We start from the raw sequence: 15,324 nt of genomic DNA, 5'->3' as shown, positions 1-15,324 counted from the left end.
CCGGGCGGCTCATCAGTGCGGATATGTGGTTACTTCTTCACGCGGACGGTCTTCGTGGAGCGCGTTTCGAGTGTCATCTCGTCCGCATCCGCGACCTTCGCCTTCAGTCGCACAGTACCGGTCGCCGCGTCGACGACGTCTACCACCTTCGAAAGCAGTTTCGCAGTGTCCTCGTTCCCGGACGCCGATGCCAACTGCACCGCGCGGCCGAGTTTGGCCGTCGCGCCGTCGAAGTCTCCCGACTTGCGGGCATCGAGACCCTGCTGGATGACTTGTGCCAGTTCCGCCTGACCTGTGTAGTGCGCGACCTGCGGATTGATCGAGGTCGACGCCACCATGTCGTCCGTCCACACCGCCCGGACCAGGCCCTGCGAAAGGGTCTGGGGCGCCCCGCCCGACGGATCGGGAAGGATCAGCGAGACCCGGGCCGCCAGCATCTCCTGTCCGACGCCGGCCTCCGGCACCTGCACGCACACGTGGTAGTCGCGGGACTCGTCGCCCCAGGAGCCGGTGGGGTAGTCCCCGGCGCGCGGGCCCGCCTCGGTGCGGCGGTCGGTCAGTTCGGCGACCGTCGGCGCGACCTGCTTCACGTACTTGATCTCCACGCCGACCGGGGTCCAGAGCCGCAGCGCGACGTCCGCGACCTCCTTGCCCATCGCGTTCTCCATCATCTGCGTGAAGTCCGCGGCCAGCCCCGCGGGGTCGGCGACGATATCGGCGGTGCCGAGCAGCGCGGAGGCGATCGCTGTGACCTCTTTCACTTCCCAGTCGGTGCCGACACCGCGGGCGTCACAGGTGAACCGGCCCGCGCAGGCGTCGAGCGCGGCCCGCAGATCCTCCGGCGCCTCGTGCTCGTTGCGCCCGTCGGTCAGCAGGATGCCGTGCCGGATGCTCACCTCGGCGCCGCCCAGCAGCCGGTCGGCCAGCCGCAGCCAGGTCCCGATCGCCGTACCGCCGCCCGCACTGAGCCGGCGCAGGGCCTCCTTCGCCTGGGCCCTGGTCTGCGGATCGGCGGTGGCGAGCCGCCCGTTTCCCGGGTAGACCTCCTTGGCGACGTGCGTCCCGCCGATCACGGCGAAGGAGGTGCCGTCGCGCAGGGTGTCGATGGCCGCCGCCGTCGCGTCCCGGGCGTTGCGCATCTTCGTGGGCGGGTAGTCCATCGAACCCGAGCAGTCCACCATGATCACCACGGCGGCGTTCGGCGCCTGCCCCGCTGCGTGCGAGGGCGCGTGAGCGGCACTCGTCAGCGGAACGCCGCCCGTGGTGCCACCGCCGGTCGAGGTGACGGTGATGATGCCGTTGACCTCGCGCCCGCCCTCGGGCAGGAACTCGTTCTGGTACACCTCGACGGAGAACTGCGGCACGTTCGACTTGGAGAAGTTGGCCATCTGATCGGCTCCTTGAGGCTCCACGTGTCAGATGAAGACAGATCCACGGAAGACAGATTCACGGACAAAGGCAACGGAGGGGCAAGGGGCGGGCGGAACGGGACTCAACCGCCGCTGTAGGCGGATCCTGCCCCTTGCACCGGTACGGGGAACGGCAGCAGAGCCACTGTTACGTTGTCGTGGCCCCCGCCGTCGAGGGCGTGGCCCACCAGCACCTGGGCGCCGTGCAGCGGCCGTTCGTACGCGTCCGCGGGCACCGCGGCGGCCATCTCGGCCGCGGACTCCGCGTAGTTCCACAAGCCGTCCGTGCAGACCACCACGACGCCCGGCCGGTCGGGTTTGAACGAGGCGGTGTGCGGCTCCAGTTCGTAGGAGTCGGCTCCCAGCCAGCCCGTGATGGCGTGGGCCCGCTCGTCCGCGTACGCCTCCGCCTCGTTCATCAGGCCCGCCGCGACCATCTGCGCGGCCCAGGAGTCGTCCTCGGTGAGCCGGGCCGGCGGGCTGCTCCGGTCCTCGGGCACCCAGTACACACGGCTGTCACCGACCCAGCCGACGACCAGCAGCCCGTTGGCCATGATCGCGCCGACCAGGGTGCACGCCGGGGCGTTCTGATGGCGGTGCGGATCCTGCTCCGCGGCCTGATCGGGCTCCTGGGCCAGCCGGTTGACCGACTCGGCGGCCGCCACGATCGCCTCGTGCATCGCCTGCTGCGGATGCGTGCCGCGCGGCAGCGACTCGAGGAGCGACTCGTCGGCGGCGGCCGTGGCGGCGGCGGACGCCTCGTCGGGACGGCTGGCCGACGACACCCCGTCGCAGACGATCGCCAGGACGGCCGGGGTGCCGTCCGGCAGCGCGGTCGTCGAGATCGCGAACGAGTCCTCGTTGCGGTGGTGGCGCAGTCCGCGGTCGGTGACCGCGGCGACCGAGCCGAGCTCCTGCTCCATGTGGTCCCGCTCGCGGGGCTGGGCATGGCCGCAGTTCTCGCAGTAGCCGTCGTCGTCGACACGGCCGGCCCGGCAGGCCACGCACACCTTGGTCCCGGCCGGTGGGGCCGCGGCGGGGTCCGCGGCGGCCCGGGGATCGGCCGCCGTGCCGGCCGCGGCCGGCACCGGCGCCGCCAGCTCGAAGTCGCCGGACGTACCCGGCTCTTCGGGACCGGTCCCCGCCGGGGCGCCCGCCGCGGTGGCGATGGCGATCGTCGGACGGTCCCGCGGCGGCTCGGGCACGGCCGACAGGTCGTACCCGCACGCACCGCAGAACAGATCCCCCGGCTCCAGCGGCTCCTCGCAGCCGGGACACCTCGACAAGGCAGTCTCCTGGTCGTTCTGCGACATCTTCACACCCACGTTCGGGGGCGGAAACGGTTGGCCCGCTCCACCAGTTCGATCCTCTCGTCGCCGGGCTCCGCAAGCCGGGCGAGCATCCGGTACGAGCGCTCCAGCCCGAAACGCAGGCCGCGCTCGTCCAACTCACTGCCGAGCAGCGTCTTCGGCCCCTGCGCCCCGCCGTGCGGGGGCGACTGCGGGGCCGAGGGGCGAGCCGTGGGACTCCCGGAGAGTACCCAGTCCAGCGCCGTCCCCAGCACCTCCGTCGACAACTGCTCCCGGCGCACCGCGTCCAGACCGAGACCGGCCAGCCCGGAGACCTGGGCGGAGGCCGCCATCAGATCGACGATCAGCGGGTCGTCGGGGGCCCGGCCGCGCAGCCGTGCCCGTACCGCGGCGACCCGGGCCGCCGTGAAGTGGATCGACGCCTCCGGCACCGACTCCAGCGACCGGACGGCCCCGCTCCGGTCCCCGGCGGCGATCTGCACCCGGGCCAGGCCGAACGCGGCACTCACGAAGCTCGGGTCGGTCGCCCACACCAGCCGGTAGTACTCGGCGGCGTTGTCCAGCTGGCCCAGCACCTCCGCGCAGACGCCCAGCGCCAGCTTGGGCGCGGGCTCCCCGGGAAAGGCGTCGTAGACCGCGTCGAAGGACAGCGCCGCGTTCTCGTTGTCACCCGTCACCAGGGAGGTGACGCCGCGGTACCAGACCACCCGCCAGTCGTCCGGATGCTTCAGCTCAAGGGTGGTCAGGGTCTCCTGCGCGGCACCGAGGTCGCTCATCTCCAGGAAGGCGCGCAGCTCACGCAGCCTGGTCTCCAGCGAGGCGGCCGGTACGGCCTGGAGCGCGGCGATCAGTTCGGCGGGTGCCGACGCCATCACCCCGGCCAGGAAACCCGCGTTGGGGTCGTTCGCGTCGACCCGGGGAACCGGCAGCGCGAGCGACGTCCCCCGCACGTCGAGCCCGGCCAGCCGGGGGCCGCCCGCGCTGTCCGGGGCGTACGGCCCGGAAGCGGGAACGGTGTTCGGGAGCGGCGACCGGGGGGCCGGAACGACAGCCTGCGGCGGGTACGCGGGCGCGGCGCCGTACCCGGAGCCGCCGTTCGCGCCGCCGCTGACATGCGTGGCGGACGAGGCCAGCGGACCGGCGCCCGCGGCGAACGCGGGAGGCGGTCCGGCGGGCAGCGCGCCCGGGACACCACCCGGCGGGGCCACCGCGGCGGGCGGCGGCGCGGCCGGCGCGAGCGCGACCGCTCCGACGCCCTTGCGCCGGCCGAAGAGCCCGGAGCCGCGGGGCGCCGGGCTCCGCGCCCCGAGGCGGGACACCTCACCGGTCAGGAGGGTGAACAGCTCGGTGTCGGTGACCCGCATCTCCGCACCGAACAGCGTCGAGAGCGCCGGACGCGGACGCCCCGTCTGGAGCGACACCACCTCCCGCAGCACACCCATCAGCTGCTCCGCCATCTCCGAGGCGGAGGAGAACCGCCGCGCCGGATCGGGGTCGGTGGCCCGCACCAGCAGCCGGTAGAACGACTCGTACGTCCGGAACACCTCGATGTTGTCCGGGTCCGGCAGCGAGTCCACGAAGACGTTCGTGTAGCCCTGGAAGTCGAAGGTGAGCACCGCGAGCGTCCGCGCGACCGTGTACAGGTCGGAGGCGACCGACGGGCCGACCTCCGCGACCTCCGGCGCCTGGTACCCCACCGTGCCGTAGATGGCCGACTCGTCGTCGTCCATCCTGCGGACCGCGCCCATGTCGATCAGCTTCAGCTGGTCCTCGGTCTGGATCGCGTTGTCCACCTTGAAGTCGCAGTACAGCAGGTTGCGGCTGTGCAGGTGGCCCAGCGCCTCCAGCGCCTCGATGCCGAACGCGCACGCCTGCTCGACCGGCAGCGGGTCCCGCTTCCCGGCCGGGGTGCGACGCTCGTTGGCGATCTCCTTGAGCGCTTTGCCGCCGACGTACTCCATGACTATGTAGCCGTCGAGCGAACCGGTCCGCTGGTCGAGGTGCTCGACGAAGTTGTAGATGCGGACGATGTTGGAGTGCTCGATCTCGGCGAGGAAGCGGCGCTCGGAGATGGCGGCCGCCATGGCGTCCTGGTCACCGGTGTCGAGCAGGCCCTTGAGCACCACCCAGCGGTCGGAGACCGCGCGGTCCACCGCGAGATAGACCCAGCCGAGCCCGCCGTGCGCCAGACAGCCCGCGACCTCGTACTGGCCGTGGACGATGTCGCCCTCCTGGAGCTTCGGCATGAAGGAGTACGGGTGGCCGCACTTGGTGCAGAACCCCTCCGTGCGCCCCGGCCGCTCGCCCCTGGCCCGGCCCACCGGCGCCCCGCAGTCCGAACGCGAACAGAACCGCTTCCGCTCGGGCACCTCCGGGTTCTCCATCACCGCGGTGCGCGGGTCGGGACGCGGTACGTCCGGCACGAGCACCAGCCCGGCACCCAGCCGGTTCCGGCCCGAGACACCGGTGGACGTCCCCGAGGAGCGCACCGAGACCGAACGCGACGCCCCGCTGCCGGACAGCGCCCGCGAGAGCCGCCCCGACACCGACCGCCGCGAGGTCGACGAGCGCGAGGACGCCCCCGACGACGCCCTGGACGACGCCCGCGAACTGCTCCGCGCCGAGGAGCTGTTGCTGCCCCTGCCGCCGCCCGCGATACCGGTGGGCGGCGAGCTCACCATGCCGTCCCCCTGCCCGGACGGGGAGGACCCCTTCGCCGAGACGACCGGAGCGAGACCGCAGGTGTCGCAGTACAGCTCACCGCCGCCCATGTCCTCGTAACTGCCCTCGCACGCGGGGCGCTGGCACTGCGTACTCATGGTCATTCCCCCTGTTCGCCCCGCCGCCGCGGCGGCCCCGTCTCTCCGTCACTGCCTGTCCCGCCCGGTGGGTGCCCCGAGGACACCGGGCGCCTCACGGCCGCCCCTGCCGGTCTTCTGGTCCGGACGCGCGCTGCTGCCCCAGCAGTTCCAGCGCCGCGTCCTGATAGCGCTGCACCGCCTGCGCGGCGACCCTCAGATCGCAGGGCGCGCTCCACAGCATCCGGCGCGCCGCGTCGTAGCGCTCGATGAGGACCGGGTCCTCCGCCAGGCCGTGCCGGGCCACCTTCGCCTTGTACGCGTCCAGCCGGCCGCGCAGCTCCGCCCGCACGGCGAGCGGGGCGGTGACCGCCGTCAGCTGCTCCCTGGCCCGCAGCAACTCCTCCTCGGCCTGCCGCTCCAGGGTCTCCAGGAGCGGTGAGAGCCGGTGCCACTGCGCGTGCCTGCGGTACTCGGAGGCCGCGGCGAGACGCTCCTGGAGCGCGGTCGGCGGACCGTTGACCGCCGGCACCTCGGAGGCGGCGATCTTCGCCAGCACCTCGCCGCGGGCGGAGCGGGCCTCTGCCAGTGTGCGGTCCGCCCGAGAGAGCACGTCGCGCAGGTGGACCAGCCGCTGCTCGGCGTCCTGCCGGACCGCGAGCACCGCCTCGATCTCCCGCCGCACCTCGTCCAGCGCGCGGGCCGCCCGGTCGTAGCGCGTGGTGTCGGGGCGCCCGCCGCCGGGCGCGGAACTGCCGGGCCCCGGCAGCCAGAACGCCAGCGGATCGGAGATCACCTGCACCCGCAGCGTGGTCAGTTCCTGGGTGATCGACTCCAGGTCGTCCCCCGAGGGGTGCTCGCCGGGCCGTACCCCGACCGAGTGCGCGAGCGAGCTGGTGCGGCGCAGCTCGGCGGCGAGCAGGTCTATCCGGGCGGGCATCGCCGACCACACGGAGTCGGAGGCGACGACCATGTCCAGCGAGCGCGCGTACAGCTCGTTCATCCGGTTGACCAGCTCCGCCAGCGTGAACCGCTCGGAGAGCCTGGCCGGGCCGGTGATCGACGGATCGGGCCGGGCGGCGGCATGGGCCACCGTGACGCCCTCGCCGCGCAGCAGCTCGGTCAGGGCCACCAGGTCCTCCCGGTTCGGGTGGCGCCGCCGGGCCCGCACCTCACGGGCCTCGTTCAGCACCCCCGCGTACGCGTCGAAGTAGCTCCACAGCAGCGTGATCGACTGCTCGGTGGCGCTCCAGCGCTCCCTGGTGACACCGGTGAGCTCGGCGCCCTCCAGGAGCCGGCGCCCGGCGTGGTCCTGCAGGGCGAGGAGCGAGGTCTCGATCGCCTCGTGCTCCGCACCGAGCCGGGCCAGCGCACGGTCCGCCTCGTCCCGGTCCATGACCGGGCCGGGGGGCCGGGCCGCGTAGCTGGGGAAGGGGCCCGCGACGCCCATCGATCACCTCTCCGATCTCCCTGCCGGACGGGGCCCGGCAGGATCCGCCTGATCCGAAGGACAGGCCTCAGTTGCTGCGGTACTTGGGCACCGGCGGCGCCTTGATTCCGGGCAGACCGTCCTCCAGCCACCTGCGGTACGACCGCATCCAGGGGCTGTCGTCGCCCCCGGCCCGGTAGTCGACCAGCACCTGGTTGACCCGCGCCACCAGGTCGTCGGCGCCCTTCTTCGTGGCCACGCCGTAGTACTCCGTGGTGAACGGCTTGTCGCCCTTCAGCTCCACGGCCGGGTCCTGGGCGGCCTGGCCGGCCGCGAGGGCGTTGTCCGTGACGATCGCGTCGACCTCGCCCATCTGGAGCCGCACCAGGCAGTCCAGCTGGTTGGGGACGGTGAGCAGGTCCTCGTCCGCGTCGGTGCCGTCGTGCTTGTCCTTGAACACCGAGCCGAACGATCGCTTCTCCAGCGCCTCGTACGCCGTGGACCCCTCGGCCGTGCAGACCCGCTTGCCGGCCAGCGAGGAGTCGTATCCGGTGATCGCGGACTCCTTCGGCGCGAGCACCTGCTGCCCGGCCTGGAAGTAGGCCGTGGAGAACGAGACCTGGTCGAGCCGGGCGCAGTTGATCGTCATCGTCCGGACGACGACGTCGACCTTGTCGTTCTCCAGGGCGGCGATGCGCTGGTTGGTGGGGATCGCCCGGAAGATCACGTCGTTCTCGTCGCCCAGGATGTCCTTGGCGATGGCCCGCACCAGATCGATGTCGAAGCCTTCGAGATCCCGGGACTCCGGATTGCGGTACCCCCACTGGAAGCTGTTCTGGTCGACGCCGGCGATCAGCTTTCCGCGCGCCTTGATGCGGTCGATCGTCCTGCCGCCCGCGATCGAGGGTTTCAGGCTGGCGTCCGGATCGGTGCACTCGTCGGCCCGGGTCTGCACGCCGTGCGCGGCGCCCGCCCCCGAGACCTCCTGGCCGAAGGCGTCGTCGCCGCTGTGGGAGAGCGGCAGCAGGGTCAGTGCCGCCGTCACCGCGCAGGCCGCGGCCATGGCGGTCACACCACCCCAGCCGCGCAGCCTGCGCAGCGGGCCCGTGGACCCCGTCCTGGACTCGTCCTTCCCTGTCATCGCTCCCCCTGTCACCGGAACTCCGAGAGCCTGCGGTTGACCCCGACGATCGCGGCGACCGCGCCCAGCACGGCGAGTACCGCCGCGCCGATCGGCAGCCCGCCCAGCGCACCGCGCCCGTCCTCGGCGGCCCGGGTGAATTCGTCCTGTTCATGGGCGAGCGCCTGCCGCAGCGCCTTGTCCACCCGGTTGAACGACTCACCGGTCGAGCCCTTGGTCGAGTCACCGGACCCGATGATCTGCTCCAGCGCGGTCTCGTAGTCGCCGCTGTCGTCGGTCTTGCGGGCGGTGCGGTGGCGGCTCTGCCACTCGGTGACACTCTTGATGGCGTTCGCCACCGGCTCGCTTCCCGCGGTGTCGTGGGTGTCGTCGGCGAGCTTCGCGGCCTGGCCCAGTTCCTTGACGAGTGCCTTCATGCCCGTGCCGTAGTCGGTCTCGTACTTGTCGTTCTTGCCGTCGGCGGTGAGCACCGCACCCCGGGCGACGACCGTGAGGTTCTCGTTGGCGCGTGCCTTCAGCGAGTTGATGCGCGCCCGGTTGAGCACGTCCAGGGACTGCTGCCCGCGCGTATTGGCGTCGGACAGGTCGGAGCGGGCCACCGAATGCCCCACCGCCAGCCACAGCAGGACCACGACCGCGGCCGCGGTAGCGGCCAGCAGGCCGTGGTTGAGCACCCGGTTCGTCCGGTGGAAGTTGCGCCGCTGGGCCCAGAACAGCACGGCCAGCGCGATCACACCGATGCCGAGCGAGAAGAACGGCCAGGTCCGCGCGGAGTCGTAGTCCTGGCCGAGCCGGCCGGTCTCCGCCGTGTACAGCCGCTCCGCGGCCGGGAGCATGTCGTTGGCCATCTTCTGGTTCGCGTACCGGAGGTAGGCGCCGCCCAGCGGCAGCCCCTGCCGGTTGCTCGCGCGGGCGCGCTCGATCAGCCCGGTGTAACGCGGGAGTTCCTCGTTGAGCTTGGTGATCTCGTGGCCGGACTTCGTCGAGGAGTCCGTGTTGGCCGCGGCCTTCACCAGCAGCCGGGAGGCCTCCTGGATGTCCGTCACGTACTGGTCGTGGACGGCGCGCGGCTCCTGCGGGCCGGCCAGGAAGCCGCTCGCCGCCGCGGCGTCGGCATCGGCCAGCGAGCGGTAGATGTTCGCCGCGTCCGCGCTGAGCGGCTGGCTGCGCTTCACCACGTCGTCGGCGGAGGTCGCCCGGTCGGAGATCTCGAAGGCCGTCACGGCCCCGAACGCGACGACGAGCAGCGCCAGTACGGCCCCGATGATCTGGAGCCGGCCCGGTTCTGTGGTCGCCGCGGCACGCAGCCGGTCGGTCACCACCGCGCGGCCACCGCGCTGCGGCGGTACGGGTGCGGGCGCGGGCAGTTGCTCCGGCGCGCGTTGCGGCGGCGCCGGGCGCACATTCGGCGGGTATGTCACTTGACCTCCCCCTCGGTCACTGACGGCGGCCCGCCCCCCGGCCGATCGGGGGACTGGTGCCCGGCCAGAAGTATGGCCGCAGGGACCGGCGTCCATACAGTGAACGCCTGGATCCTGCACCGGTCCGTGAACGCAATCGACTGCAGACAACTGCGGTCAACAGCATTCGATCAAGGCCGGCGCCGCCGATCAAGACGATCGGCGGCGCAATCCCCCGAAGTCGAACCGATCTCCCCCACCAGGAACACGTCCGGGGCGGCTGATCGGTTCCCTTGCGGAAGGGGCGTCCCACGGTACGAAGACCACGGGACGCCCCTGATACCCACTGATGTCACAGTATGTCAGGCGTACTGCGCCCGCAGCCTGTCGTGCACCTGGGGAGCGGCGCCCGTGTGGTCCAGGCCCAGCAGCGCGGCGCCCAGCACCGGGGACTCCTTCACCACCCTGACCACCGCCTTCGGTGCCCGTACCGCGAGGAGTTCGGCGATCCGGTCGTCCAGCTGCGGGTGCCGCGCCGCCAGCACGCTGCCGCCCAGCACCACCGGAGCCTCCTCGCCGAGCAGACCGAGCCGGGACAGCGCGACCGAGGCCATGGCCACGACCTCCTCCGCCAGCCGGTCCACGAGGCCGTGCGCCACCGCGTCGCCGGCCGCGCCCGTCGCGAAGAGCACCGGCGTCAGCTCGTGCCGCCGCTCGGACTCGATCCGGCCCAGATGCAGCGCCTCTATCAGCGCGTACATCGAGTCGAGCCCGAAGTGACCGGGCAGCGTACGGGCCAGTGCGGTCGGCTCACCGCGGCCGTCCTCCGCCCGCGAGGCGAACCACATCGCCTCCTCCGCCAGGCCCGAACCACCGCCCCAGTCGCCGGATATCCGGCCTATGGCCGGGAAGCGCGCGGTGCGCCCGTCCGGCACCATGCCGACGCAGTTGATCCCCGCGCCGCACACGACGGCCACGCCGCGCGGTTCGTCGACCCCGGCCCGCAGTATCGCGAAGGTGTCGTTGCGCACCTCCACCGTGCGGCCCCAGCCGCGGGCGCCCAGGGCCTCGGTCAGCTGCTCCTCCTCGACGGGCAGATCGGCGTTGGCGAGACAGGCCGACACATGGGCGACGGTCTCCGCGCCCACGCCGGCCGTGGCCAGCGCCCGTTCCACCGCGGCGCCCAGCGCGTCCACGGCGGTGCCGATGCCGACCACGGGCGGCTGGAAGCCGCCGCCGCGGGCCGTGGACAGCACGGTGCCGTCCGCGCCGATCAGCGCCACATCGGTCTTGCTGTTCCCCGCGTCGATCGCGAGGACCGAACCGTTCACGCCCACGCCAGGTGCTCCCGGTTGTGCGCGATCAGCTTGTCGGTGAGCGCCTCCGCGTACTCGAACTGGCCGATCAGCGGGTGCGCGAGCAGGGCCTTGAACACCCGGTCGCGGCCACCGCGCAGCGCGGCCTCCAGCGCGAGGTCCTCGTACGCCGTCACATTGCCGATCAGTCCGGCGTAGAGCGGGTCGAGCTCCGGCACGGCGAGCGGCGTCGCGCCCGTCCCGTCGACCTTCGCCTGTACCTCGATCACCGCGTCGTCCGGCAGGAACGGCAGCGTCCCGTTGTTGTACGTGTTGACCACCTGGTGCGGGGAACCGCCGCCGCCCAGCAGCGAGGCGGCCAGGTCCACGGCGGCCTCCGAGTAGAAGGCCCCGCCGCGCTTGGCGAGCAGCGCGGGCTTCTCGTCCAGCGCCGGATCGCCGTACATGGCGAGCAGTTCCTTCTCCATCGCGGCGACCTCGGCCGCCCGCGAGGGCTTGGTGCCGAGCTCCCGCACGACCTCGTCGTGCGCGTAGAAGTAGCGCAGGTAGTACGAGGGGACGACGCCGAGGCGGTCCACGATCGCCCGCGGCATGTGCAGGTCGTCCGCGATCGCGTCGCCGTGCTCGGCGATCAGCCGCGGCAGTACGTTCTCGCCCTCGGGGCCGCCGAGGCGCACCCCGAGCTCCCAGGTCAGGTGGTTCAGCCCGACGTGGTCGAGGTGCACCTCACCCGGGGTCACGTCGAGCAGCCGGGCGAACTTGCGCTGGAAGCCGATCGCCACGTTGCACAGGCCTACGGCCTTGTGACCGGCCTGGAGCAGCGCCCGGGTCACGATGCCGACGGGGTTGGTGAAGTCGATGATCCACGCGTTCGGGTTGGTGCGCCGGACGCGCTCGGCGATGTCCAGGACGACCGGGACGGTGCGCAGGGCCTTGGCGAGGCCGCCGGCACCGGTGGTCTCCTGGCCGATGCAGCCGCACTCCAGCGGCCATGTCTCGTCCCTGCCGCGGGCGGCCTGGCCGCCGACGCGGAGCTGGAGCAGCACCGCGTCGGCGTCGGCCACGCCCGCGTCGATGTCCGTGGTGGTGACGATCCGCCCCGGGTGGCCCTGCTTGGCGAAGATCCGCCGTGCGAGGCCCCCGACGAGTTCGAGCCGGTCGGCCGCCGGGTCGACGAGCACCAGCTCCTCGACCGGCAGGGTGTCCCGCAGCCGTGCGAAACCGTCGATCAGTTCAGGTGTGTAGGTGGACCCGCCACCCACTACTGCGAGCTTCATGAATCAGCCCTTTACTCCGGTCAGTGTGACGCCTTCGACAAAAGCCTTCTGTGCGAAGAAGAAGACGACGATCACAGGGGCCATGACCAGAACGGTCGCGGCCATGGTCAGGTTCCAGTCGGTGTGGTGTGCGCCCTTGAAGGACTCCAGTCCATAACTCAGCGTCCACGCCCCCGGGTTCTCGGAGGCGTAGATCTGCGGTCCGAAGTAGTCGTTCCAGGCGTAGAAGAACTGGAAGAGTGCGACGGCGGCGATACCCGGCTTGGCCATCGGTATCACGACGCGGAGCAGGGTGCGGAACTCACCGCAGCCGTCCACCTTCGCCGCGTCCAGGTACTCGTTCGGAATGGTCAGCAGGAACTGCCGCAGCAGGAAGATGGAGAACGCGTCGCCGAACGCCATCGGGATGATCAGCGGCCAGAGCGTGCCGGACATGTCCAGCTGCTTGGCCCAGAACAGGTACATCGGGATGACGACGACCTGCGGCGGCAGCATCATCATCGAGATGACGAGCATCAGCGACAGATGCCGGCCGCGGAAGCGGAACTTGGCGAGCGCGTACGCCACGGGCAGCGAGGACACCACCGTGAGGACGGTGCCAAGACCCGCGTACAGCAGGGTGTTCTTCCACCAGGTCAGGAAGCCCGGGGTATGGAACACCTCCTTGTAGTTGCTCCACTCGAAGGGGTGCGGCCACAGGTCACGGGTCAGTGCCTGCTGGTCGCTCATCAGCGAGGTGAGGAGGAGGAAGACGAACGGCAGCACGAAGAAGAGTGCGGCCGCGACGCCGAGTGAGTGCACGCCGATCCAGTGCAGCAGCGCCTTGCGGCGCGCCACGCGCTCGGCCGGGGTGACCGGGTCGCTCACCGGCCCGCCGGCCTTCGGGGTGTCGAGAACCTGCGCCACGTCACTCACCTGCCTGGATCAGTCCGCTGCGGCGCCGCATCAGCAGTGCGGTGAACGCCATGGCGAGGACGAAGAGAACGAGCGCGACCACACAGGCGGAGCCGTAGTCGAAGCGCTGGAAACCGAGGTTGTACACGAGCTGCGGAAGCGTCAGTGTCGACTTGTCGGGATAGCCCGGTTCGAACTGCTGCCCGGAGCCGCCCATGACACCCGAGGCGACCTTCCCCGCCACCAGTGGCTGGGTGTAGTACTGCATCGTCTGGATGATGCCGGTGACCACGGCGAACATGATGATCGGCGAGATGTTCGGCAGCGTGACGAAGCGGAACCGCTGGTAAGAGGACGCCCCGTCCAGCTCCGCCGCCTCGTACTGCTCCTTGGGGACGTCCAGGAGCGCGGCCATGAAGATCACCATCAGGTCGCCCACCCCCCAGACCGCGAGCGCGGTCAGCGCGGGCTTGGACCAGGCGGCGTCGGTGAACCAGCCCGGGGTCGGCAGCCCGAGGTCGCCGAGGATCGAGTTGACCGGTCCGGTCCCCGGGTTGAGCAGGAAGACGAAGCCCAGCGTGGCGGCGACCGGCGGCGCGAGGTACGGCAGGTAGAAGAGCGTCCGGAAGACCCCGGTCCCCGTCTTGATCTTGGTGATCAGCATGCCGATGCCGAGTCCGAACACCACCCGGCAGGTCACCATGACCAGGACCAGCCACAGCGTGTTGCGCAGGGCGGGCCAGAACAGCGGGTACTCGTTGAAGACGAACGACCAGTTCTTCAGCCCGCTGAACTCCGGGGCCGAGAAGCCGTCGTAGCTGGTGAAGGAGAAGTAGAGCGTGGAGATCAGCGGGTAGGCGAAGAAGACGCAGAACCCGATCAGCCACGGCGACATGAAGGCCGCCGTTCGAAGCGCCGAACGGCGGCGCTTCGAACGGAGTGTGTACGTGCTCATCGTGGTGCTACTTCGCCTGTGCGATCGCGGCGTCGATTTCCTTGGCGGTCTTTTCCAGACCCGCCTTGATGTCCTTCTGGCTGCCCTTCTCGATGTCGAATCCGAGGTTCTGCAGGGACACCAGGTACGCGCCGCCGTTCACCGAGGGCGGGGTGGTGGTGGACTTCGGGTTGGCCGCGATGTCCAGGAAGGTCTTGAAGCGCGGGTCGTACTTCAGCTTCGGCGACTTCAGCGCGGCCAGCGTGGACGGCACGTTGTGAATGGCGTTGGCGAAGTTCACCACCGCGTCGGTGTCGGTCGTCATGAACTTCACCAGCTCCCAGGCGGCGTTCTGCTTGGACGAGGTGGCGGCGATACCGGCGATGGTCCCGGTCAGATAGCCCTTGCCGTACGTGTCGGCCTGGTCGTCCGCGACGGGCATCGGGGCCACGCCGATCTCGAACTTCGGCTTGGTCTCCTCGGCCATGCCCAGACGCCATTCGCCGTCCAGCTGCATGGCCACCTGACCGGTGTGGAACGGGTGCTTGGCGCCCCACTCGTCACCGAAGCCGGTGCGGAACTTCTCCAGCTTCTGGTAGCCGCCCAGCGAGTCGACCAGCTTCTTCTGGTTGCCGAGCATGGCGGAGAACGCCGGGTCCTTGGCGATGTTCGACTTGCCGTCCGCGTCGAAGTACTCCGGGTCCCAGCCGCCGAGGTAGTGCTCGGTGGTCGACTCGTAGCCGTGGTAGTTCGGCATGAAGCCGAGCTGCTCGTACGAGTCGCCCTTGGGCTTCGTCAGCTTCTTCGCGTCGGCGGCCAGCTCGGACCAGGTCCTGGGCGGGCTGGTGATGCCGGCGTCCTTGAACGCGTCCTTGTTGTAGTAGAGGCCGTACGCGTCACCGAGCAGCGGGACCGTGCAGCGCACGCCCTCGAACTGGGTGTACTCGTTCATCGCCTTCGGGAAGGTCGCGTCCGCGTCGATCCCGTCCTTCTTCAGGAACGGGTTGAGGTCGACGAAGGCCTTCGACTTGCAGAACTTGCCCACGTTGTTCGTGGTGAAGGACGACACGACGTCCGGGGCCTTGGAACCGCCCGCGCGGAGCGCCTGGTTGATCTTGTCGTCGGTCATGTTGCCGACGACCTTCACGTGGATGTTGGGGTGCGCCTTCTGGAAGGCGTCGACCGTGTCCTGAATTCCCTTGACCTCGTTCGGGGCACTCCAGCCGTGCCAGAAGTTGATGGTCGTCTCCTTGGACGCGTCATCCTTGGCACCGGAGCTGCTCTGCCCGGTACAGGCGGAGGCGAACAGGGCTATCGCGGCGGTCGCGGCGAGTGCGACGGCCGGCTTCCGGCGGTTTCCGGACATGGTGGTGTCTCCCGATGAAGGGTTGGGACAGGGAAGGGAAGCGGTGTACG

At 70.8% G+C, this 15,324-nt stretch carries 11 protein-coding genes; all 11 read right to left on the bottom strand.

Annotated elements, in window-relative coordinates; all coding sequences use genetic code 11:
• Positions 1–29: 29 nt before the first annotated feature.
• The gene (locus ACIQM0_RS02805; RefSeq protein ID WP_401282836.1) at positions 30–1,388 is read right to left on the bottom strand and encodes a VWA domain-containing protein; all 1,359 of its coding nucleotides are present in this window, start codon (positions 1,386–1,388) and stop codon (positions 30–32) included.
• Positions 1,389–1,492: 104 nt separating this feature from the next.
• Positions 1,493–2,728, bottom strand: a complete 1,236-nt coding sequence (locus ACIQM0_RS02800) for a PP2C family serine/threonine-protein phosphatase (RefSeq protein WP_401283386.1) — start codon at positions 2,726–2,728, stop codon at positions 1,493–1,495.
• Entirely contained in the window at positions 2,725–5,538 is a 2,814-nt protein-coding gene (locus tag ACIQM0_RS02795) for a tetratricopeptide repeat protein (protein ID WP_401282833.1), read from the bottom strand. The genes ACIQM0_RS02800 and ACIQM0_RS02795 overlap by 4 nt, the downstream gene beginning before the upstream one ends.
• 94 nt (positions 5,539–5,632) lie before the next feature.
• Positions 5,633–6,967 carry a hypothetical protein gene (locus ACIQM0_RS02790; protein ID WP_401282830.1) on the bottom strand — a complete coding sequence of 445 codons (1,335 nt, stop codon included), beginning with the start codon at positions 6,965–6,967 and terminating at the stop codon, positions 5,633–5,635.
• Positions 6,968–7,034: 67 nt separating this feature from the next.
• A complete protein-coding gene (locus tag ACIQM0_RS02785; protein WP_401282827.1) occupies positions 7,035–8,087 on the bottom strand; it encodes a glutamate ABC transporter substrate-binding protein in 1,053 nt (350 codons plus the stop codon).
• 11 nt (positions 8,088–8,098) lie between these two features.
• Complete coding sequence (locus tag ACIQM0_RS02780) at positions 8,099–9,508, bottom strand: hypothetical protein (RefSeq protein ID WP_401282826.1); 1,410 nt, start codon at positions 9,506–9,508, stop codon at positions 8,099–8,101.
• Between the two features lie 341 nt (positions 9,509–9,849).
• Positions 9,850–10,824, bottom strand: coding sequence for an N-acetylglucosamine kinase (locus ACIQM0_RS02775; protein ID WP_401282823.1), 975 nt, complete (start codon positions 10,822–10,824; stop codon positions 9,850–9,852).
• On the bottom strand, positions 10,815–12,080 hold the full coding sequence (locus tag ACIQM0_RS02770) for a 6-phospho-beta-glucosidase (RefSeq protein WP_401282820.1): 1,266 nt from the start codon (positions 12,078–12,080) through the stop codon (positions 10,815–10,817). Before ACIQM0_RS02770 ends, ACIQM0_RS02775 begins: the two co-directional genes overlap by 10 nt.
• Before the next feature lie 3 nt (positions 12,081–12,083).
• Positions 12,084–12,986, bottom strand: a complete 903-nt coding sequence (locus ACIQM0_RS02765) for a carbohydrate ABC transporter permease (protein ID WP_363029695.1) — start codon at positions 12,984–12,986, stop codon at positions 12,084–12,086.
• A gap of 1 nt (position 12,987) precedes the next feature.
• Positions 12,988–13,929 (bottom strand): sugar ABC transporter permease, encoded by a 942-nt coding sequence (locus ACIQM0_RS02760; protein ID WP_363029693.1) that lies wholly within the window; start codon positions 13,927–13,929, stop codon positions 12,988–12,990.
• A 7-nt stretch (positions 13,930–13,936) separates the two neighbouring features.
• Complete coding sequence (locus ACIQM0_RS02755) at positions 13,937–15,274, bottom strand: ABC transporter substrate-binding protein (RefSeq protein ID WP_401282816.1); 1,338 nt, start codon at positions 15,272–15,274, stop codon at positions 13,937–13,939.
• Positions 15,275–15,324: the final 50 nt, after the last annotated feature.

The sequence above is a fragment of the Streptomyces sp. NPDC091387 genome (genome assembly GCF_044756945.1).
Lineage (GTDB): Bacteria > Actinomycetota > Actinomycetes > Streptomycetales > Streptomycetaceae > Streptomyces.
The sequence above is the reverse complement of the archived record's forward strand: the minus strand, read 5'-3'. Positions and strand labels throughout refer to the sequence as shown.